Below are 22,313 nucleotides of genomic sequence, written 5' to 3'. Positions count from 1 at the left end.
CTGCCTCCTATTGTTTCTCTATTATCCATTTTTCAACGCATCTTCGATCGCCTCCGTGATCGCCTCACTGTACGTCGGATGCGCGCGCATCGCCGTCGAGAGCTGATATGCCGTAAGACCGTTGGCGATCGCCGTTGCCATCTCTCCAATCATGTCCGTCGCACGCGCACACATGATCTGCGCCCCGATCAGCGTGTTGGTATACGCCTCAAAAATCAGGCGCACAAAACCGCGGCTGTTTCTCGCCAGAAGCGCTTTTCCATTTTCCGTCATATATGCCACACCGCACTTGATCTTCATATTATAAAGGCGGGCGTCATTTTCCGTAAATCCAACCGCCGCAATCTCCGGCTCCGTATAAATACAGGTCGGCACAACCGGAAGCACGACATACATACCGTTCGGCACGACCGAAAGCTGCATCCGGTGTCCGCGTCCCGCCAGGTTTTCGACCAGATAAGCCGCATGGGACGCTGCCACATGGGCAAGACGTTTCCGCGCCACGGTATCGCCGATCGCATAGACATTTTCCTGCGTCGTGCGGTAAGTTCCCTTGATGAGCGGACGCCCATTTTCCAGCTGCACCTGACAATCGTCCGCCAGAACCTTCGACATATTCGGGCGTCTGCCGACTGCCACCAGCACGCGGTCTGCCGGGCTTTCCTTCCAGCCGCGCTCACAGCGGTAATTGACCGACACCGTATCGTTGCCGCGATCCTTGATCTCCATGACCTGTACATTGCAGTGGACTTCAATACCCTTAGAACGCAGATTTGCTTCCATCTGCTCGGAAATCATCGGATCCATCGACTCCAGCAGACGGTTTGCCTGCTCCAAAAGCGTCACGCTGGAACCGAGCGCCGCGAAGATCGTCGCGATCTCCACACCGATGACACCGCCGCCGATGACCGTCAGACAGTCAAAATTCCAGTCATCCATCCGCAGAATATCACGGCTTGTCATAACCTGCGGCAGATCAATTCCCGGGATATCCGGAATCACAGGGCTGGAACCGGTTGCCAGAATCACATTTTTTCCTTTCAGCGTCAATGCGCCTTTGGAGGTCGTCACACGCACCACATTATCCGCATGCAGGCGCGCATCGCCGTGAATCATCTCCACCTCCGCTTTTTCTAACATTCCCTGAATCATTGAGCGGAATGATTCCACGGACTCATTTTTATAAATCTGCATCTGCCGCCAGTCAAAGCTGACCTTCTCCGCCACGATGCCAAACCGGAATGCTTTCAGCATATCCCGGTAGACCGCCGTCGCCTGCAGAAGCGCCTTGGCAGGAATACAGCCGGTATTGACGCATGAGCCGCCCAGCGCTTTTTTCTCGATCAGGACTGCATCCATCCCCATCGCTGCCGCACGCAGCGCTGCCGTATATCCCGCCGGTCCCGCACCGATAATAATTAAATCATAGATATGATCCGCCATATAAATATCCTATCCTCTCATTCTATGGGCTTCCCATTACATAAAAAGAATGTGCCTTTTTGTGTAATAGGGAATTCTAATGAATTTCTTATTACACAAAAAACTGCCGCAGAAAATCACTTTCCCGGGCAGCTTTTCATCAATTTTATTTTTACAGCAGATGAATGTTGTGAGCCTCTGCCTCTGCGCGCACACCGTCCGGCCAGATCGACGCCTGCACCTCTCCGATATGTGCTTTCCGCAGGAAGAACATACAGATACGGGACTGACCGATACCGCCGCCGACTGTATACGGAAGCTCTCCCTCCAGAACTGCTTTCTGGAATGGCAGCTCCGCGCGTTCCTCACATCCCGCCTTTACCAGCTGCTCTTTCAGGGAATCCTCATCAACACGGATACCCATGGAAGAAAGCTCCAGTCCGATATCCAGAACTGGATAATATACCAGAATATCGCCGTTTAATTTCCAGTCATCATAGTCCGGAGCACGACCATCGTGCTTCTCACCGGATTTCATCTTGTCACCAATCTGCTCAATAAATACCGCACCATGCAACTTCGCAATCTTGTACTCGCGCTCCTTCGGTGTGCAATCCGGATACATATCTTCCAGCTCCTGGGTCGTCACAAATGTGATATTTTCCGGAAGATAACGTCCAATGTACTCATACTCATATGCCATATAGTCCTCGGTCACTTTCAGTGCCTTGTAAACCGAACGGACAATGGATTCCAGTGTCTCACGGGTACGATCTTTTTTACTGATGATCTTCTCCCAGTCCCACTGATCCACATAAATGGAATGGATGTTGTCTGTATCCTCATCACGACGGATCGCGCTCATGTCGGTGTAAAGGCCTTCACCTTCCTGAAATCCGTACTCTTTTAATGCCTGACGTTTCCATTTGGCGAGAGAATGTACAATCTCAGCCTTCCGATCTTTCTGCTCCAGAATTCCAAAGGACACCGGGCGCTCTACGCCGTTTAAGTTATCGTTCAGACCAGATTCCGGCAGTACAAAAAGCGGTGCGGACACACGGGTCAGATTGAGCTGTTTTGCCAGTTCTCTCTGAAAAAAGTCCTTGATTTCCTTGATAGCAACCTGTGTTTCTCTCAAATCCAATACCGGTTTATAACCAGCCGGAGTAATTAAATGTTCCATCTGTTACATCCTCTCTTTTTTCCCGGTGCGTGTCCGGTTCCCTGCCGCACTGCCGATTTCTGCAGCCGCAGTTCATCCTTTTAGTCAAAGCTTGCAGGCACGCGCCTTTTAAGTCATTTCTTGTTATTGTACTGCATGGAATTTCTACTCAAAGAAACTCACCTGTGGACAATAACCGTTTGGTAGCTATTATATCATTTATATAGGAAAATGGGAACAGGTAAAATAGGAAAATAACTTCTTTAAAATAAATGAAGGTGTTCGCACGCTTTATAAATTCCATCTTCCCCGATCGGTGCCGTCACGTAATCGGCTACTTTTTTAAGCGCATCCACTGCATTTCCCATCGCCACGCCGATGCCGGCTTCCTGCACAACCTCAATATCATTCATGCTGTCGCCAAATGCCACTGTATCGGAGAGATCTTCTTTTTCTCCAAAATACACCGCCAGCCTGCGGAGTCCGTCCGCCTTGGAATTGCCTTTCTCGACCACATCCGCGCCATGTCCGCTCGCAAACATCGGCAATTTCAGGGTCGGAAATTCCCGTTCCATCTCCTTCACCTGTTCACGGCTGCCGACAAACGCCAGTGTCCGGACCGGCATCGTGAGCATCTTCCACGGATCCTGGAACTGCCGCCCGCAGCTTCCCCAGAAGCGGATATCATTAGCCGCAATGATCTCTGGATGGATATAGTAATCTTCATCCCCCACCGTCATGCCGATTCCGAAGCCCTTTTCATCGCAAAAACTCAGCACCCGGCGCAGGAGTTTCGGATCAAAGATGTGCTCAAACAGCAGCTTATCTCCCACTGTGATCTTCGTCCCGTTCATATGTACAATCGCATCCGGACGGACGATGTCCCGGTACGATGTACTGTAATAATTATCCATATCGCGCCCCGTTGCCAGCACAATCTTGTACTTCGGGCGTAGCTTTTCAATCGCCTCCAGCGCACTCGGTGTGATCTGATCCGTCCGGTGGTCTAAGAGGGTCATGTCGAGGTCAAAACTTATCATGATGTTCTCCTTGGGGTTGGTTACTACAAAAGGTCACAGCCGAAGACTCTGCTATGACCTTTTCTTTTAATTATCCACGTTTTCATCATACCATTTTTCAAATTTGGAGTCAATATTGGGAAAATATTCATTCTGTTGATCCATTCCATTGATTCGTAAAATTCCACTCAACCATCAAAATTACATCAAAAAAACAAACATCCGGCAGCGAAAATTTAGAAGTCATAGTTGATTTTTGATGTAATTTTGATATAATGATATGCATATGATGTTGGGGGCAAAAGCTTTTGACCCCTCTGATACCGAATTGCTCTGCACTGCGTGCTCCCGCAATTCTCAAAAACATTCGCAATTCGCTCATTTTTCTTTGAAAAATGGCTACTTACTCATGTTTTTGGCGGGTCCCAAGGGCAAAAATTCTCCTGCAAGCAAGCTTGCGTCGAACTTCTGACCTTTTGACCCTGGTATCATGCATATAATATTTCAACAAATGGCGGTATATGTCAGCTGAACATTTGGCAAAGTACAGCTATGATTTATTTTCGGGGTATGGCGTAGCTTGGTAGCGCGCTCGGCTGGGGGCCGAGAGGTCGCAGGTTCAAATCCTGTTGCCCCGATTTTTAGCATATTCTTAGAGTTCTTAATAAATAAAAGGAAGAAAGCCGGGCAGCTCTCACCGCCCGGCTTTCTTCCTCTCAGTTCACACCCCATGCAAGCTGAATCTCCATCTCTAATTTCCGCAGCCACAGCCGCCATTATTACTGCAGCCGCAGCCAGACTGGCTGTCTCTTCCGGCATCATAGCCATCCCGATAGCCGATTGCATAACCATCGTTGAAACCTCTCCGATAGGAATTTCTTCCATTATTTCCACAGCTATTCCAGCCCCATCCATTGTTTCCGCAGCCGCCGCATCCTCCGCAGTGTCCACAACCATTACCCCAAGACCAACACATATGATAATCTCCTTTTCATTTTTCATTGATACTATATCATATGCCTGTCAACGCAAAGTGTGTCCCACTTCCCCGGAAGCCACACTGTCAGCCGTTTCAAGCATCTGTCCCAAAACACGCCACCAGCCATTTTCTCTGCATCATGGCAATAAAAATGGGCGCATGCCAGACACATCACGCCCACTTTTATCTACTTACACCCGGAAGTTCCGGCTCTTAAACACATACACATGTGCGAACAGTGTCACCAGCACAACTGCCGCCAGCACCAGATCGCCCGTACCGCCGCCCAGATGAAACGCCATGCCAAACAGCGACAGCGTATCAATCGCAAACAGCCATTTTTCAACCGCATACACCTTTTTCAGGTTATATTTCTTCGGATCGATCGAATCCGATATAAAAATCAGGAAATCTTTGCCGCAGAACAAATCAATTGTCTCTGCCAGTCCCAGACACCCCGTTAAAAAGAACAGTATATCCATCCGCATTCTCCTTCCCTAGAACCGCTTCCAGGTTTCCCTTGAAAACAGCAGAAGTACCGGGAAAATCTCCAGACGTCCTGCCAGCATATCAAAAATCAGAACCACTTTTGAGAAATTACTGAAAAATCCAAAGTTTCCGGTCGGTCCGACCAGCGCCAGACCCGGTCCGATATTATTAAACGTAGCCGTAACCGCCGTAAAATTCGTCACCAGATCGTATTCATCCAGAGAAATCAGCAGAACAGATACCGTAAAAATGAGCACATACGCAACCATAAACACATTCGTCGAGCGCACAACCTCATGCTCCACGATCTTTCCATCCATTTTGATCTTCTCCACTGCACTCGGGTGCAGGTACTGTTTCAGCTCCTTTTTTACCGATTTAAGCAGAATCAAAACACGCGACACCTTGATACCGCCTCCGGTACTGCCCGCGCAGGCGCCGATAAACATCAAAAGTACCATAATCGTTCTTGAAAGCTGCGGCCATTTATCAAAATCCACCGTGGCATAACCGGTCGTCGTGATAATCGAACCGACCTGGAATGCCGCATCCTGGAATGCCTGCAGTGCATTGCCGCAGAGTGCTACCGTATTGACTGTAATGATGCCAACCGCCGATGCAATGATTAGAAAATATGCCCGGACCTCCTGCATTTTAAAGGCCTGTCCCATCTTCCGCATCAGCAGAAAGAAGTAAAAGTTAAAGTTCACTCCGAACAGAATCATAAACACCGTCACGACATTTTTCTGAAATGCCGTGTAGCTCGCCAGACTATCATTCCGGATTGCAAAACCACCCGTACCTGCTGTTCCGACCGTGATCGTGATCGCGTCGAAAATCGGCATTTTCCCAAGAATCAGAATCACAGCCTCAAGAATCGTCATTCCCAGATAAATCTGGTATAACAGCTTCGCCGTCATCTGAACCTTCGGAACGAGACGACTCACGATGGGTCCTGGGCTCTCCGCTTTCATCAAATTCATATGGGAACCGCCCACCATCGGCAGGACACTCAGAAGAAATACCAGAACGCCCATACCGCCGATCCAGTGCGTAAAACTTCGCCAGAATAATAAGCATTTCGGCAGCTGCTCCACATTGCTCAGAATACTTGCACCGGTCGTCGTAAAGCCCGATACCGTCTCAAACAAGGCATCGATCGGATTTGGAATATAGCCGCTTAATACAAACGGCACTGCTCCCATCACACTGAGTAAAACCCAGCTTAGAGAAACCGCCACAAAGCTCTCCGCCACATAAAAGATCTGATTTTTCGGTTTCCGGCGTACCAGAAGCATACCAACCATCAGGCATACTGCCATCGTTGCCAGAAAACACCATACCTCTGACTCACGGTAAATCAGTGCCACTACCGTCGGAAGCACCATAAAAGCCGCCTCAAAATTCAGGATCCAGCCTATGATATAAAATACAATCGAATAATTCATCTATGCCGCCTACTTTCTCAGGATGTCGCGGATATCCCGCAGACCTTTCTGACTCGTCAGGACGATCACTGTATCGCCCTGCTGGATGCAGTCCTGTCCACGCGCGATCTTGATATTGCCGCCGCGGTTGATGCATCCGATCAGCAGGTTGTTCTTGAGATTCAGATTCATCAGCGGAATGCCCGTCACTTCCGACTCCTCGCGGATCACAAACTCCAGCGCTTCCGCCCGGCTGTCGAGAATATGGTACAACGTCTCCACATTGCTGCCGATGGTATTCTGCATCGCGCGCACATACTGTAAAATGTAGTCCGCCGTGATGTATTTCGGATAAATCAGACTTCCCAGATCCAGCTTGCTGATCAGCTCGTCAAAGGCGATCCGATTAACCTTTGTCACCAGCTTCGCGCTGGAATTTTCCTTCGCATACAGCGCAAGGAATACATTTTCCTCATCCATATTCGTCAGAGTGACAAATGCCTCCGCCGTCATCAGCCCCTCTTCCAGAAGAAGCTGCCGGTCCGTTCCGTCACCGTTGAGGATCAACGCATCGTCCAGAAGCTCTGTCAGAACCTCGCAACGCGCTTTATCTTTCTCCACAATTTTAACCCGGATCTTCATCGCAGCCAAAAGTTTCGCCAGATAATAAGCAATCGTACCGCCTCCGACAATCATCGTATTTCTGACCTGGTTTGTCTGGATGCCGATCTTGCGGAAAAATTCTGCCGAATTTGCCGGGGAAGCGATAATCGACACCATATCCCCGTTTTTAATCACAAATTTACCATCCGGGATCGCCACCTCATCGCCGCGCTCAACACCGCCGATCAGGACATCGCAGCGGAATTGGCTATCAATATCCATGACCGAAAGCCCGTCCAGCTTAAACTCCGGTTTTACCTTAAATTTCAGAAGCTCTACCTTTCCCTTGGCAAATGGATCGATCTTGATCGCTGACGGGAAGCGCAGAATTCTCGAAATCTCCGTCGCCGCCGCATATTCCGGGTTGATAATCATGGAAATTCCCAGCTGCTGCTTGATAAAGGTAAGCTCGTTGCTGTAAATCGGATTCCGCACACGCGCAATCGTGTGGCAATGTCCCACTTTTCTCGCAATCAGGCAGCAGAGAAGGTTCATCTCATCCGACCCTGTCACGGCAATCAGCATGTCCGCCGTCTGCACACCTGCCTCGATCTGCATGGAAATGCTGGCACCATTTCCCACCAGCTTGATCGCATCAATATCATCTGACACCCGCTGCATTCGCTCCGCAGACGTATCGATCATCACCACATTGTGATCCTCCCGGACAAGCTGCTCCGCCAGCGTCGTACCAACCTTGCCGCATCCGATAATGATTATATCCATAGTTTCCTCCGTTATTTTCTGCTTATCCGCCATACCGATACAGAAAATCTCTATTTTATATACAAAATAAAAAATGTGCCTTAACACTTTCCTATGACGGAAAAAGGGTGCCTGAAAACCGCGCCCTGATCCATACCGAATTATTATAACACCTTCTGCGAGTTTTTGAAATATAAATTGTGTTAAGAGGGCATTTTGTGGGCGTTTTGAATATATTTGTCTCTTTCGATCCCAAAAGTGCCTACCCGTGTACAGTAACTTTCCTCCCTTTTGGGCAAGATAAATTTCTTGACTTTTTCAGAAAAAACAGTATACTTAATATATATTTGCAGATATGGTTCATCGGTAGAACGCTAGCTTCCCAAGCTGGAAAGGCGGGTTCGATTCCCGTTATCTGCTTTTTTTGATGGATGCGGAAACCCTTGTAAATGCTGGATTTTTCCTTTATTTACAAGGGTTTCTGGTGTTTTTGGAGCATCTACCACGAAAGCATATTTCAGTATAAAGAACCCCTTTTTCTGGGGAAATATCACACGAAATATCACACGAAAAAAGGGCTGTTTTCCCTTTATTTTCAAGGAATGACAGCCCCTTATTATGCGCTTATATTGTGTTTTTCATCATATTTTATCGTATATGTCCGTCCTCTGCTATCCGATCTGCGGTAATCATCCAGCCATCCGAATCAAACGCATACGCCTGCCCGTCAATCTGGCAGACTGCATCGTGCCGGTAGATGTACCCACTCAGCAGATACCACCAGCGCCCGTCCTGGCACACCCAGCCAGTAAGATACTTGCCAGACACCCAGCCGTCCGCAGTCTGGATCCACGGATCGCCGCCGGCAAAGCATTTATTAATTGGCTGCACACGCTGATCCTTGGTGTAGCGCTTGCCAGAGTCAGCACCTGCCGGAGCTGTCCGGATGATGAGCGAGGATGCAGTGACGCTCAAGCCGTGTGCGCCGCTCTTAATTTCTTTAAGATCGGTGATCACCGTTTTTGACTGTTCTGGTACCGTGCTGTTCTCCGCCGCCCAGGTCTTTTTAAACGCCTCAAATGTCCCATATTTCTGTTTCAAAATCCCAGTACCGCTGCCCCAATCCGGCAAATATACGTGTGGCTTGTCTACGATGCTTTTCCAATCGCCGCCCCATCCAAGCCCCAGATTTTTGGCAAGCTCTCCTACTTTCTTAAAATAATCTCCAGACTCATTATAGGCGCCTTTTCCATCTGCCCGGTAGAAATCCGCTGCAATGCCCCATTGGTGCTGGCTGCTATAGCTGCTGCCCCTAGCATTCGTGACAATGCTGCCCGGCTGAGTCCGCCCTTGTGCATACAAAGCGTCCTGTTCGGCGACGCTCCGGAAAGATTCCCCGATTTTAATCGGCAAACCTGCACCGACACACTTATCAACGAGCTGCGCAGTCAGCGCCTGGAGGCGCGGATGGCATAATGTGATATCTCTCATAGATTTGTCCTCTTTTCTTTATGATATGAAAAAATATGAAATTTTGTTTTCCGGGGTATCTTGCAAAGAATTTTCGCATATGCTATAATGCCGATAGGCTAAGAGATAGTAGTTGTCCATCACAGGCAACGACAAAACCCCCAAGGATCGCGACTCCTTGGGGGTTTTTATTCCTAATTTCACGACGGGAAGGCTTAAACCCGCAGGCTAGTTACCGACTATTTGTGACCGTCTAAACATTTGCAGATGAGATGGCTAATCACACCCGCCACGACGGAAACAATAAGAGATAATAGTATTTCCACCGCAGGCACCTCCTTCCTGTCACCAGTTTCGGAGGCGGTAACTCTGACATTATAGCATATAAATTTCTTTCACTCTATCGGCTTTCGTCGATTTTCCCTATTGTTGCGATGCCGCAACGGCAGCCATGCCCCGAACTGCCGCGGGAGATAGTCGGATCGCCTCCTTCTACTCTTCTTTTCCTGACTGCTTAAAAATCTGGTTTACATACGTAGACAATCCCGCCACAAGGACGCCCTGTGTAAGTGCCGTGAAAACTGCCAGCGCGATATCCTGACCACTGCCGCAGGCACAGGTGGCGAACACATAGATGGCACAAATCGCAACGCCAATCAGCCCATTAATGAGTGGGATGTATTTGTCTTTCACTGTCTCGCTCTGCTTCAGCCACATCCCAATAAAGTACAGCACTACTGCTACCACAAGTAATTCCGGCTTTACATAATCTTTAATCTGCATACCTTATCCCTCCATCTGCTTTTCCAAATCTGCGATCCGATGGTTTGCCACCCGGATCTGTTCCTGCATCACTGCCTCGGTCTCCTCTAATTTATATGTACGCTCAATTACTGTATGAAAGCAATTATGAATGATGAAGTCATGGAACGACTGATTGATACGCTGATGGAGTTGCAGAAGAAAGAAAGCACCGATCTGCCTCTTTTGAAAAAGCAGCTTGCAGAAACGGAAAAAGGTATTAACAATATGCTCAACTCCATTCAAGCAGGGATTTTTACTCCGTCCACCAAGCAAAGACTGGACGAGTTGGAGGAAACCAAAAGGCAGCTTGAAGTCAGCATTTTGCAGGAGGAAATGCACAAGCCCCTGCTTACAAGAGAACAGATAGCATTTTTCATTTACCGCTTCCGTAAATTTGATGTGACAAAGCGGGAACAGCGGCAAAGACTGATTGACAGTTTTGTAAATGCGGTGTATCTTTATAAGGACAAGATAATTCCTTACTTTTAACTGTAAGAACGGTTCTAAGACCATCACACTGGCGGAGGTTGAGGGTTCGGATTTATCCGTACTCGGTGCTGGTTTGAAAACCTCCGTAAAGAATGAATTTGACATTGTTTACGGAGGTTTTTGTTTTATCCCTTCGCTTTCACTTTATCAAACTCTGGGTTAAACGTATAGAAATTACGACTGCTCAGGTGATCCTGTACATTTCTTAAAGCTTCACCAAACCGCTGAAAATGTACAATCTCCCGCTCGCGCAGAAAACGGATCGGATCGCATACTTCCGGATCTTTGACCACGCGGAGAATATTGTCGTAGGTTGTGCGGGCTTTCTGCTCTGCTGCCATATCCTCATATAAATCCGTGATCGCATCGCCCTTCGACTGGAACTCGCACGCATTGAACGGGATTCCGCCTGCTGCTTGCGGCCAGATTGCCGTGGTGTGGTCGATATAGTATGGTCCAAACCCGGATGACTCGATCTGTGCCGGAGTAAGGTTGCGCGTGAGCTGCTGGACAATGGCGGCAATCATCTCCATATGGGCGAGTTCCTCGGTTCCGATGTCAGTCAGAAGTCCTTTCTGCATCTTATAAGGCATCGTATACCGCTGGGACAGGTAGCGCATAGAGGCTCCGATTTCGCCGTCAGGACCGCCATACTGGCTCATTATATATTGCGCGATCTTCGGATTCGGCGTCTTGATATTGACTGGATATTGTAATCTTTTTTCATATCTCCACATACGCTACACCTCCCCTTCCCACGGCCAGCGCTCTGTAAGCCAGGACCATGTGCATGCATCGTCCGCATCCTCGATCGTGAGCGGTCCAAACGATGCCTCATACGCTTTAACAGCTTCTTTCCGAAGTGCCACCACATACCGGTAATAATTCAGCGCATTCCTGTCATCCGGGTGGGTGTCCAGATAGAGAATCACATCATCCATTGCAAAGCTGGCATCATCAATCCGTTTCATCAATTTTCTGGCAGTCTCATTCATCAGCAGGCACCTCCCATCATAAACGGCAGATCCAGATCCGGAAAAATAGTTCCCCGCCTGAATGCGGTTTCCAGCGCATACGGCTGCTGCCAGGACTGAACCGGTACATATCCCATGCCGACCGGATAATTTCCGCCTCCCAGAAATGTCTGCGGCGGCCTGTTTCCTCCTGTCTGCGGATACGGGCGGGCAGGTCGGATTTCTGGCCCCTGCGGGCAAAATGCCCCATTTTCCAAAACAGGATGCACCGAACCAGCACAAGGTATTTCCGGCGGACAGGTTGGCGGTGCAGTATTTATGCAGCGATTGCCAGAAATGCCTGCCACCGGGCATGACATAAGAGGCATTCCCGAACGGCAGGCATTTTTCCGGCTGGAGTTATCCTGATAACCATTCATATTTCATTCTCCTACAAAAGCAGTTATACTTTATCTTATGCAGGAAATATATAAATGCGATCGCCGCTGAAAAACAGAGCGATCATTATGTACTATTTTTTACAAAGGTAACTGATAACATCTTTTCTGGTAATAATACCGATAAAATTTTTCTGATCATCCAGCACCGGCACGAAATTCTGGTTCATGATCTTTCCCAGAAGATCTTCCATATCCGCATTGACAAGTACCGGCTGATTATCGGAACGGCGTGGAATCTCAGTGATCCGCACTTTTTCCAGTCCTTTCTGCACCAGATCTGTCTTATTTTTGAGTCCCCACAGCAGATCGCCCTCGGTTAATGTTCCTGCGTAACGCCCTGCCTTCGTGATGATCGGCACCGCAGAATACTTGTACTTTTCCATCGTATCCATTGCCTGCCCAACCGTGTCCTCCTCATTCACATAAATGACTTCACTTTTCGGTGTCAGAAAAAATAATATATTCATGGTTTACCTGTTCTCCTTTCATCTTTCCCCATACGTACCCCATACGTATCTGTAGATTTTGTATATTTTCGTTCAAATCTGCCTTCGTTCTTCTTGATTATACCAAATCCGTCCAAAAAAGATATAAAGAAATCCTTATTTTTCCATCAAATTTTTCTATAATCGGTACTGTTCATACCCGTGACCAGTAACTATATTCCGCTCCTAATAACCCATCTCCTCATCCACAAACACAACCTCTACTTCCATCCCATTGCTCGGACGCTCCAGGATCACGATCGAATGGCAAATCCGTGCCGGGCTGTTGCAGTCTACGCAAACGCCCGTTTTCGCACACGGGGTCTGGACCTGCAGACGGGCTGCGTTCTTCGGTGCTGCGATCTGTTTTGCACGTTCCATCGCAGATGTCAAATCCGGACAGACTTTATTGTTTCCAATGACAAAATATACTTTTTCCGGTCCGAATAAGGTCTGCGACACGCGGTTTCCGGTTCCATCGATATTGACCAGTTCTCCGGTTTTGGAAACACCATTGGCGCTGGTTATGTACACCTCGGCACTTCTCGCTTCCATAAGCGTCTCGCGCCCTGCCTTTTTCCAGTGCCAGATCACCTCATTTTTCTCGGAAAGTGCTTCATAAAGTCCCATCTCCTGTGCCGTCACGCTTCCGCCTATCGCAACTTTTTTCCCGGAAATCTGATCTTTCAGATAGTCCAACGCAGCCTCCTTTGTATCAAAGAAACTCGTTTTAAATCCGTGACGTTCAAAATTATTCTTCAACAATTCCTGTTCCATCTTTGTCCTCCTTATTAAATCGTTCAATTTATAGTAACTTTGTAACTGTTCAGTAGGTCTGCGCATTTACTGCGCTGACCGTACGAAAACATGAACCAGCAGGCAAAAATCCCATTGCCGTAGGCAATTTTTAATGGATTTTTGCGCGTGACTGTGAAGGTACTGAACAGTTACGTAACTTTTATTTATAACCTACATTGACAGCTTTTGATCTTTGAAAATATTCGTACTTTACCTATAGTATATCAAATATTGGCAGAAAAACAAGGCAGAGCAAATTAGCTGCCCGCCTTGCTTCAAGTCAAGTTACTGTTCACACATGCGTGCCCAGTAACGGAATTTGCCGTGGCTTCGCATTCAAATACGGCAAATTCCTGCTGCCACCACGTTTTCTTACGGCACTTTCGGTTCCAAAAGTGCCTACCCGTAAACAGTATCAAGTCAACAAAATTCCCTGTCTTCATGTTTTCATACAGCAGCTTTCTGTTTCAAAACCACCTGTCACAAAACACAAACTTATCCCTTCATTTCCAATTTCTGCCACAGCCAGAACCAGACTGCAAGGCGTATCATAAACAGCATTTCAGCCTGTCATTCCAGATAGTCCAGCGCATCCACCGGTTCTCCGTCGTGCATCAGCTCGAAATATACGTTATTTCCCTCAATCGAATAGTATTTGGTCGGCTCTGCCACATATCCGAGTATCGTATCTTTTGCCACATACTGCTTCTGCGCCACCTGAACGTCCTTGAGCTGTCCACAGACCGCCGTGTAGCCGCTTCCCAGATCCAGCACAACATAATTGCCGATCTCCTCATTAGAACCGACTTCGGTTACCTGCGCCTCGGCGGGTGCGGCGACCGGTTCACTCACATCGCCCTGGATAATGAGCGCCGGATTGCATTTGTATTGATCGAGCGTCGGAAAATAGATGGTCGAATCCATGCTGTAATCGAGAATTACATTGCCCTGGACCGGCCAGCTTAAGCGATCGGTTCCATTGTAGGAAAGTGCGCGTGCGGCAGCTGCTCCGGCTCCCAGACTGCTCTCTTTTTCCTCCTCCATCGGCTTCTGATCGGCTTCATCCCGGTTATTGACCGAATACGAGGCATCCGAACTTCCTGCCACCTGTGCGCGTGTTTCCGCCTGTCCGTCGTTTTCTTCTAAACGGTTCTGCGGCCTCTCTTCCGCCAGGATTCCCTCCGTCTGCGGCACATCCAGATACGGATTTCTTCCATCCTGCGCATTATCTTTTCGAATTTTTACGGTTCCTGCTGCGGCTACGATTGTCAGCAGACCAAGCACTGTCATTACCAGAACAAGTTTGTCCCTGAATAACTGTCTTACTTTATTTTTCACGTTTATCACCTCGGTATTAGTCTTGCCGAAGTGAATCGTTTTATTCAGAAACGATTTGAATATTTTTAAAATAATGCTTTAAAATTTCTTCCGCACTGCTCCCATTCTCCGCCATGAGTCCCGCCCCGTACTGCGACAACCCGTAACCATGCCCGCGCCCATAAGTAACACAGCGGATTTCGTCCCCGTCTTCCTCGAGGGAAAAAGCTGGCGACGGCACGCCTAACGCATAGCGCACCGCGTCCCCGCTGTACGTCTCCGCCCCAATCTGCACTGTTTCCACATAACCGGCGCTGTCCCGTTTCACGATCTGAATTTCCTCCAGAATCCGCTCTTCTTCCAAATTTTCCAGATCCGGGTGTTCTCCCAATGCATTCAGTCCTTCTTCCAGACGTTTTTTCAGTTCTTCCCGTGTCATGCCCTGCCGCGTCAGGTAGCCGCCAGCGCCCTCATCCTCCTTTGCCGCAACCGACGCCAGATACGGATGCGCCTCATCCCCTTCGCGCGTCCGCCCCGCGCTCACTGCATGAAACAGCGGCTCAATATAATCCCCATCCCAGATCGCCGTCTGTCCTGCGCTCTCCCGCACCGCCCCACAGATCGTCTGGTAATATTCCGGCATTCCAGCCGCCTCAAACCGGCTCTCGATCTGCTCCGGCTCCAGATAATCCATATCTAACGCCGATTCCTCGATCGAATCCGCCCCGTCCATCTCCCGGTACAGCGCCGTCCGCGCCAGAATTGCCTGCGCCTTGACTGCCTCCTTCGGATAGCCGTCCGGAATCTGCACTGCAGTCAGACCGATCAGATATTCTTCCAGTGGGACAGCATACCCGGTTCCGTTGTTGCGGACGCCATCCTCCCGATCCAGAAGGATCTGCCGACCATCCGTCTGACTTCCCCCTCCAGATGTTCTATCTGAATTTCCTCCGATTTTTCCTCCATCCGCCCCCTGCACACGCCCGGAAACTGCCAGTGTTGTGATATATGGGATCAAAAAAGCCGCCAGTACGGCGGCAGTTCTCTTCTTCATTTCGGTTCTCCTGTTTTGACTGTTCCAGTACGGTTTCACGCATTTTCTGTTTTGCCATACCAGTAAACTTATGGTTTCAATGCCTTACAAACCTGCTTCTTTTCTCTGCCTTCCTTATCTTATGACAGGCACTCAAAAAATATCACAAGTCTACGCTCCGGCTTTTCCTCCGCCGCCCTTTGCAGTCTCTTCCAGTTTCCCCTCTATCATTCTTTTACTCCCCCAGCGTCACACCATCCAGCAGCCAGCGGAACCATCCCTTTTTCTTCATCACCACAGTTCCATGAAAGTCCATCGTCTTCTCCGGTGCCAGCACCTCATCGCCTTTTTCCAGGCAGAAACGCACCGAAACCGTGTAGTCATACGTCCGCGCCTTCTTATCCCGCCCCGTCTCGCTCAGCTGACAGTTCGTCACATACACGCGTTCCACCGGTGCGGAAAACTGCGATAATAAAAGGACATACGGAAGCCCCGTCTGCTCCAGCGCCTCGCATCCAGCCTCGGTTGCCGTCTTTCCATACTCTTTCGCATAGATCGCCGTCAGACCGTCCTGATACACCTCATCCAGATCAAACGCCCGGTTCGCCGTATAAAGCGAATAGATTTCCTTTTTCGCCTGCTGATAGGCGCTGTTTTTATAAGAAGCAAACAAAAACAGCGAAATGATAAAAAAGAGGGAAGCACCCACAAGAGGAACCGAAAATCCTTGTGTCCCCGGTCTTTTTCTGTATCCTCTCATAGTGTGTCCTCCCTCTTTTTACTCCTTTTACAGTGCCTTTACATCATCATCGTCCACATGGATCTTCTCCAGATGCCAGATGTCGCGCACATACTCCTCGATGGTACGGTCAGAGGAGAATTTACCAGCGCTTGCTGTGTTGAGCATGGCTGCTCTCGCCCACCAGTTCTCGTCACGGTAAGCTGCCTCGACGCGTCTCTGTGCTTCCGCATAGGAACGGAAATCTTTCAGGATGAAGTAGGTATCTGCCTTGGCACTGTTCTTTGTATTTAACAGAGAATTGTAAATATCGCGGAACAGCTCCGGATCCTGCGGTGAATAGTAGCCGTTGATGAGCTGCATCAGCACGCGGCGGATATCCTGGTCGGTGTTGAAGATCTCCTCCGGGTTGTAACCGCCGTTGTTCTCATAATTGATAACCTCGTCAGCGCTCAGACCGAAGATAAATGCGTTCTCCTTGCCTACCTCCTCGACGATCTCCACGTTCGCACCATCCATCGTGCCCAGCGTCAGCGCACCGTTCAGCATGAACTTCATGTTGCCGGTACCGGACGCCTCCTTGCTGGCGGTGGAAATCTGCTCGCTGACATCCGCTGCCGCAAAAATCAGTTCTGCGTTGGAAACGCGGTAATCTTCGATAAACACAACTTTCAGCTTACCATTGATGGATTTATCATTGTTGATAACATCTGCTACAGAGTTAATCAGTTTGATCGTCTTCTTGGCAATCTGGTAACCTGCCGCTGCTTTCGCACCAAAAATAAAGGTTCTCGGAACCATATCCATGTTTGGATTGTCTTTGAGCTGGTTATACAGGTACATTACATGAAGAATATTTAAAAGCTGTCTCTTGTACTCATGGAGACGTTTTACCTGTACATCGAAAATGGAACGCGGATCAATGTCGATGCCGTTGTGCTCCTTGATGTATTTTGCCAGGCGCAGTTTATTCTGATACTTGATGTTCATAAATTCCTGCTGGAATTTCGGATCATCGACGTATACTTTTAATTTTGCCAGGTGCGGAAGATCGGTAATCCACTCGTCGCCAATCTGCTCCGTGATCCAGTCTGCCAGAAGCGGGTTGCCATGCAGCAGGAAACGACGCTGGGTAATACCGTTTGTCTTATTGTTAAATTTCTCCGGCATCATCTCGTAGAAATCTTTCAGCTCCTGATTTTTCAGAATCTCGGTGTGAAGTTTTGCCACACCGTTGACGGAATATCCGGCTACGATCGCCAGATGCGCCATCTTGACCTGACCGTCAAAGATGATCGCCATCTTTTTAACTTTCTCGTAGTTATTCGGGTACTTATTCTGTACCTCGATCAGAAAACGGCGGTTGATCTCTTCCACAATCTGGTATACACGCGGAAGCAGGCGGGAGAACAGCTCGATCGGCCATTTTTCCAGCGCCTCTGCCATGATAGTGTGGTTGGTGTATGCACAACATTTTGTTGTGATACCCCACGCCTCATCCCAATTTAAGCCTTCCTGATCCAGGAGCAGGCGCATCAGCTCAGCAACTGCCACGGTCGGATGCGTATCGTTCATCTGGAATACGATCTTCTCCGGCAGTTTGTGAATATCATCGTTTGTCTCTTTGAATTTCTTCAGAGCAACCTGTAAGCTGGCAGAAATGAAGAAATACTGCTGTTTAAGACGCAGCTCTTTACCCGCATAGTGGTTGTCGTTCGGATAAAGGACCTCAACCAGGTTCTTCGCCAGATTCTCCTGCTCGACCGCCTTCTGGTAATCACCCTTGTCAAATGCAGAAAGGCTGAACGTGTCGATCGGCTGTGCATCCCAAATACGCAGGGTGTTGACTACGTTGTTGCCGTAGCCGACAATCGGCATATCATACGGAACTGCCAGAACAGACTGATAACCTTCCTGTACAAAATGGTTGCGCCCACCGTCCCACTCGGTCTTGACATAACCGCCAAATTTAACCTCGGTCGCATACTCCGGGCGGCGAAGCTCGAACGGATAACCGTTTTTCAGCCACTCATCCGGCACCTCCACCTGGTAGCCGTCTTTAATTTTCTGCTTGAACATACCATAATGGTAACGGATGCCGCAGCCGTAAGCCGGATAACCAAGCGTTGCCAGGGAATCCAGAAAACATGCTGCCAGACGCCCCAGACCGCCGTTTCCAAGTGCCGGATCCGGCTCCTGATCCTCAATCGCATTGAGGTCAAAACCCAGCTCTTCCAGTGCTTCCTTCACTGCTTTTTTCGCACCCAGGTTGATGATATTGTTACCAAGCGCACGTCCCATCAGAAACTCCATAGAAAGGTAATATACCTTCTTTGCGCCTGTCTCGTCAAACTGCTTCTGAGTTGCAATCCAGTCGTCGATAATCACATCCTTGATCGCATAGGACACAGCCTGGAATATCTGCTGCGGTGTCGCCTCGTCGATCGTTCTGCGGTACTGGTTCTTTACATTTTCGATAATACTCTTTTTAAACTCTTCTTTGCTGATCTCGCGCATCCTGTCCTCCTAATATTCGTAGTATCACGGTTTCCCGCCAGGCACATCAGTCAGTCGTTTTCTCAACACCAAACATACCTTTTTCGCCATTGATATCCCACTCTTTTGTGTGTCCGCCCATGGTGCCAATCAGGATATTATCAGCCAGAACCTCTTTCTTGATTTCCTCTGTATGGTTCTTTAAAATTTCTGCAAGTTTATCATTTCCGTCCTGGAAGACGTTGATATGGTTCATTACCTCAAAACCGGCTTCCTTACGCATCGTCTGAATCTTACTGATGATCTCACGGACAAAGCCCTCTTCGATGAGTTCCGGTGTCAGATTAGTATCCAGAACAACGGTAACGAAATTGTCACCCTCAGATACAAAGCCCGGTACCTGTGCCATGTCAATCAGAAGATCTTCTTTTGCCAGCTCTACCTTTGTACCGTCCTGCGTCTCAAAGCTTAAAAGGTCGGTTTCATTTAAGGTATCCATCGCCTGATTTCCGTCCAGACCTGCAAGAATCTCTTTGATCTCGTTTACATACTTGCCATACTTGCGTCCAACGGTACGAAGCTGCGGCTTGAAGCTGTAGGAGGTAAATGCGCGGACATCATCCGTGAACTCTACCTTCTTCACATTCAGCTCATCCTGGATGATTTCCTGATAGAACGCCGGCAGAGCGGTCTCTGCCTTCACGAACATACGTCCGATCGGCTGACGGTTCTTGATGTTAGCAGTATTTCTTGCTGCACGACCCAGAACGACAACCTTCAGGACTTCTTCCATTTTCGCTTCCAGATCCTTGTCGATGTGCGCCTCATTTGCAACCGGGAAGTCGCACAGATGGATGCTCTCCGGTGCCTCTTTATCCAGACTGCGAACCAGATTCTGGTAAATGTCTTCGGTCATGAACGGAATCATCGGAGCCGCTACCTTCGCTACAGTTACCAGTGCGGTGTAGAGTGTCATGTACGCATTGATCTTATCCTGCTCCATGCCCTTCGCCCAGAAACGCTCACGGCTTCTTCTGACATACCAGTTACTCATATCATCGACGAAATCCTGGAGCGCTCTTGCAGCCTCCGGAATGCGGTAGTTGCCCAGATCGTCGTCCACCTCTTTGATGAGGCTGTTTAACTTAGACAGCAGCCATTTGTCCATAACCGGAAGTTTATCGTATTCCAGTGTATATTTGGTTGCGTCAAAATTATCAATATTCGCATAGAGTACAAAGAATGCATAGGTATTCCAGAGAGTACCCATGAAACGTCTCTGTCCCTCGATAACGGCTTTTCCGTGGAAACGGTTCGGCAGCCACGGTGCACTGTTAATGTAGAAATACCAGCGGATCGCATCAGCGCCGTAAGTCTGCAGTGCATCGAACGGGTCAACCGCGTTGCCCTTGGACTTACTCATCTTCTGTCCGTTCTCATCCTGGACATGCCCCAGAACGATAACATTCTTGTACGGCGCCTTGTTAAAGATCAGGGTCGAGATAGCTAACAGGGAGTAGAACCATCCACGCGTCTGATCAACCGCCTCGGAGATGAAATCTGCCGGGAACTGCTGCTCAAACAGTTCTTTATTTTCAAATGGATAATGATGCTGTGCAAATGGCATGGAACCGGAATCAAACCAGCAGTCGATAACCTCCGGTACACGGTGCATCTGTTTGCCGCACTTCGGGCAGGTGATCGTCACATCATCGATGAATGGGCGGTGAAGCTCAACCTCTCCATTTGCCTCCTGATCCATCTCTTTTGCATATTTTTTCACAACCTCCGTGTAGTTCGGGCTCATAGATTTTAATTCTGCCTGGCTTCCGATCGCGTGCTGGCAGCCGCACTCGCACTCCCAGATATTTAATGGAGTTCCCCAGTAACGGTTACGGCTCACGCCCCAGTCCTGGACATTCTCCAGCCAGTCGCCGAAACGCCCTTTACCGATGCTCTCCGGAATCCAGTTGATCGTGTTGTTGTTGCGGATCAGGTCATCCTTGACTGCGGTCATCTTGATGAACCAGGATTCACGTGCATAGTAGATAAGTGGTGTATCGCAGCGCCAGCAGTGCGGGTAGCTATGCTCAAATACCGGTGCAGAGAACAGAAGTCCGCTTTCTCTTAATGCTTTCAGAACCTCCGGATCGGCTTTCTTGCAGAACATACCAGCCCACGGAGTCTCCTTCGTCATCTCGCCCTTGCCGTCTACCAACTGTACGAACGGAAGGTCATATTTTCTGCCGACCTTAGAGTCATCCTCACCAAATGCCGGCGCAATGTGTACGACACCGGTACCATCGGTCAGTGTTACATAATTATCGCAGACAATGTAGAATGCTTTCTTATGCTGTTTTTCACAGGTTGCTACGGCATAGTCAAATAATGGCTCATACTCTTTATATTCCAGATCTTTTCCGACAAAGGTTTCCAGGACATCGTAAGTGCCCTCGCCCAGAACGGTATCACACAGCGCCTGCGCCATATAATAAACCGTGCCATCCTCTTTCATTTTTACCTTTACATATGTCTCGTCCGGATTTACACAGAGTGCCACGTTGGACGGAAGTGTCCACGGGGTGGTCGTCCATGCAAGAATGTATGCATCTTCGCCCTTTACCGGGAATTTGGCAATCGCAGAACGCTCTTTGACGTCCTTATATCCCTGTGCCACCTCATGGCTGGACAGCGGGGTGCCGCAGCGCGGGCAGTACGGTACGATCTTGAAGCCCTTATAAAGAAGTCCCTTGTTCCAGATTTCTTTTAATGCCCACCACTCAGACTCAATGAAGCTGTTGTGGTAGGTGACATACGGATGCTCCATGTCTGCCCAGAAACCAACGGTGTTGGAGAATTTTTCCCACATTCCTTTGTATTTCCAGACACTCTCTTTACAGTGCTCGATGAACGGCTCCAGACCATACTGCTCAATCTGCTCCTTGCCGTCCAGTCCCAGCATCTTCTCTACTTCCAGCTCAACCGGAAGACCGTGGGTATCCCATCCAGCCTTTCTCGGAACCATGTAGCCTTTCATCGCGCGGTATCTCGGAATCATATCCTTGATAACACGGGTCAGCACGTGTCCGATGTGCGGCTTGCCGTTTGCGGTAGGCGGTCCGTCATAGAATGTATAGGTCGGTCCCTGCTTACGGCTGTCGATACTCTTCTTAAAAATCTGCTCATCTTCCCAGAACTTCTCAATGTTCTTTTCACGTTCCACGAAATTCATGTTTGCCGGAACTTTGTTGTACATGATAAATTCCTCCTAAAAATATGAAATAAAAATGGACCCATCCTGTAACAGGACAAGGGCCCACTTGCTTTTAACCACCTATTACTGCATACCTTTATATGCGCTCCCTATAACGGAGGAAACCGTCGGTACTTACTGAATTTTCC

At 48.7% G+C, this 22,313-nt stretch carries 20 protein-coding genes and 2 tRNA genes; 3 read left to right on the top strand and 19 right to left on the bottom strand.

Features of this window, described 5'->3' with window-relative positions; genetic code table 11:
* Positions 1 to 21: 21 nt before the first annotated feature.
* From lpdA to DW720_RS06665, 3 genes are all read right to left on the bottom strand, one after another.
* Positions 22 to 1,443 (bottom strand): dihydrolipoyl dehydrogenase, encoded by a 1,422-nt coding sequence (gene lpdA, locus DW720_RS06675; RefSeq protein WP_118742490.1) that lies wholly within the window; start codon positions 1,441 to 1,443, stop codon positions 22 to 24.
* A 151-nt stretch (positions 1,444 to 1,594) separates the two neighbouring features.
* Positions 1,595 to 2,605, bottom strand: a complete 1,011-nt coding sequence (gene asnA / locus DW720_RS06670; protein WP_022360200.1) for an aspartate--ammonia ligase — start codon at positions 2,603 to 2,605, stop codon at positions 1,595 to 1,597.
* Between the two features lie 242 nt (positions 2,606 to 2,847).
* Positions 2,848 to 3,624, bottom strand: a complete 777-nt coding sequence (locus tag DW720_RS06665) for an HAD family hydrolase (RefSeq protein WP_118467525.1) — start codon at positions 3,622 to 3,624, stop codon at positions 2,848 to 2,850.
* Between the two features lie 543 nt (positions 3,625 to 4,167).
* On the opposite strand from DW720_RS06665, the gene DW720_RS06660 reads away from it, so the two are divergent.
* Positions 4,168 to 4,241: transfer RNA gene (locus DW720_RS06660), tRNA-Pro, on the top strand.
* A gap of 113 nt (positions 4,242 to 4,354) precedes the next feature.
* Here the strand turns inward: DW720_RS06660 and DW720_RS06655 are convergent.
* The 4 genes from DW720_RS06655 to trkA form a co-directional block, all read right to left on the bottom strand.
* Positions 4,355 to 4,579: a hypothetical protein gene (locus DW720_RS06655; RefSeq protein ID WP_022359096.1), complete on the bottom strand. Its 225-nt coding sequence runs from the start codon at positions 4,577 to 4,579 to the stop codon at positions 4,355 to 4,357.
* Between the two features lie 194 nt (positions 4,580 to 4,773).
* On the bottom strand, positions 4,774 to 5,064 hold the full coding sequence (locus DW720_RS06650; protein ID WP_022359095.1) for a hypothetical protein: 291 nt from the start codon (positions 5,062 to 5,064) through the stop codon (positions 4,774 to 4,776).
* 15 nt (positions 5,065 to 5,079) lie between these two features.
* The gene (locus DW720_RS06645) at positions 5,080 to 6,519 is read right to left on the bottom strand and encodes a TrkH family potassium uptake protein (protein WP_118491207.1); all 1,440 of its coding nucleotides are present in this window, start codon (positions 6,517 to 6,519) and stop codon (positions 5,080 to 5,082) included.
* 9 nt (positions 6,520 to 6,528) lie between these two features.
* Entirely contained in the window at positions 6,529 to 7,887 is a 1,359-nt protein-coding gene (trkA, locus tag DW720_RS06640; protein ID WP_117795754.1) for a Trk system potassium transporter TrkA, read from the bottom strand.
* 328 nt (positions 7,888 to 8,215) lie between these two features.
* Here trkA and DW720_RS06635 point away from each other — a divergent pair.
* Positions 8,216 to 8,286 (top strand) — tRNA-Gly (locus DW720_RS06635).
* A 228-nt stretch (positions 8,287 to 8,514) separates the two neighbouring features.
* Here DW720_RS06635 and DW720_RS06630 read toward each other — a convergent pair.
* Positions 8,515 to 9,357 (bottom strand): M15 family metallopeptidase, encoded by an 843-nt coding sequence (locus DW720_RS06630; protein ID WP_118742489.1) that lies wholly within the window; start codon positions 9,355 to 9,357, stop codon positions 8,515 to 8,517.
* A gap of 471 nt (positions 9,358 to 9,828) precedes the next feature.
* The gene (locus DW720_RS06625) at positions 9,829 to 10,119 is read right to left on the bottom strand and encodes a phage holin family protein (protein ID WP_022359091.1); all 291 of its coding nucleotides are present in this window, start codon (positions 10,117 to 10,119) and stop codon (positions 9,829 to 9,831) included.
* 126 nt (positions 10,120 to 10,245) lie between these two features.
* Between DW720_RS06625 and DW720_RS06620 the strand changes: the two genes are divergently transcribed.
* On the top strand, positions 10,246 to 10,629 hold the full coding sequence (locus DW720_RS06620; protein WP_182427921.1) for a hypothetical protein: 384 nt from the start codon (positions 10,246 to 10,248) through the stop codon (positions 10,627 to 10,629).
* 125 nt (positions 10,630 to 10,754) lie between these two features.
* On the opposite strand, the gene DW720_RS06615 is transcribed toward DW720_RS06620, so the two are convergent.
* The 10 genes from DW720_RS06615 to ileS form a co-directional block, all read right to left on the bottom strand.
* On the bottom strand, positions 10,755 to 11,366 hold the full coding sequence (locus DW720_RS06615) for a manganese catalase family protein (protein WP_117795208.1): 612 nt from the start codon (positions 11,364 to 11,366) through the stop codon (positions 10,755 to 10,757).
* A gap of 3 nt (positions 11,367 to 11,369) precedes the next feature.
* On the bottom strand, positions 11,370 to 11,624 hold the full coding sequence (locus DW720_RS06610; protein WP_022360123.1) for a spore coat protein CotJB: 255 nt from the start codon (positions 11,622 to 11,624) through the stop codon (positions 11,370 to 11,372).
* A complete protein-coding gene (locus tag DW720_RS06605) occupies positions 11,624 to 12,022 on the bottom strand; it encodes a spore coat associated protein CotJA (RefSeq protein ID WP_227589710.1) in 399 nt (132 codons plus the stop codon). Before DW720_RS06605 ends, DW720_RS06610 begins: the two co-directional genes overlap by 1 nt.
* Before the next feature lie 92 nt (positions 12,023 to 12,114).
* Complete coding sequence (locus DW720_RS06600) at positions 12,115 to 12,510, bottom strand: CBS domain-containing protein (protein WP_022360124.1); 396 nt, start codon at positions 12,508 to 12,510, stop codon at positions 12,115 to 12,117.
* Between the two features lie 204 nt (positions 12,511 to 12,714).
* Positions 12,715 to 13,305, bottom strand: coding sequence for a lactate utilization protein (locus DW720_RS06595; protein ID WP_118467519.1), 591 nt, complete (start codon positions 13,303 to 13,305; stop codon positions 12,715 to 12,717).
* Between the two features lie 591 nt (positions 13,306 to 13,896).
* The gene (locus tag DW720_RS06590) at positions 13,897 to 14,664 is read right to left on the bottom strand and encodes a M23 family metallopeptidase (RefSeq protein WP_118742473.1); all 768 of its coding nucleotides are present in this window, start codon (positions 14,662 to 14,664) and stop codon (positions 13,897 to 13,899) included.
* 40 nt (positions 14,665 to 14,704) lie between these two features.
* Positions 14,705 to 15,697 (bottom strand): SpoIID/LytB domain-containing protein, encoded by a 993-nt coding sequence (locus DW720_RS06585; RefSeq protein ID WP_118749404.1) that lies wholly within the window; start codon positions 15,695 to 15,697, stop codon positions 14,705 to 14,707.
* A gap of 214 nt (positions 15,698 to 15,911) precedes the next feature.
* On the bottom strand, positions 15,912 to 16,436 hold the full coding sequence (locus DW720_RS06580; RefSeq protein ID WP_106999704.1) for a hypothetical protein: 525 nt from the start codon (positions 16,434 to 16,436) through the stop codon (positions 15,912 to 15,914).
* 27 nt (positions 16,437 to 16,463) lie between these two features.
* Positions 16,464 to 18,932: a glycogen/starch/alpha-glucan phosphorylase gene (locus DW720_RS06575; RefSeq protein WP_118491199.1), complete on the bottom strand. Its 2,469-nt coding sequence runs from the start codon at positions 18,930 to 18,932 to the stop codon at positions 16,464 to 16,466.
* A 46-nt stretch (positions 18,933 to 18,978) separates the two neighbouring features.
* Positions 18,979 to 22,167, bottom strand: a complete 3,189-nt coding sequence (ileS, locus tag DW720_RS06570) for an isoleucine--tRNA ligase (protein WP_118749403.1) — start codon at positions 22,165 to 22,167, stop codon at positions 18,979 to 18,981.
* Positions 22,168 to 22,313 lie beyond the last annotated feature (146 nt).

Source organism: Clostridium sp. AM27-28 (assembly GCF_003480955.1).
Taxonomy (GTDB): domain Bacteria; phylum Bacillota; class Clostridia; order Lachnospirales; family Lachnospiraceae; genus Otoolea; species Otoolea fessa.
Note: the sequence above shows the minus strand (reverse complement) of the source record. Positions and strands in the feature narration are given on the sequence as shown.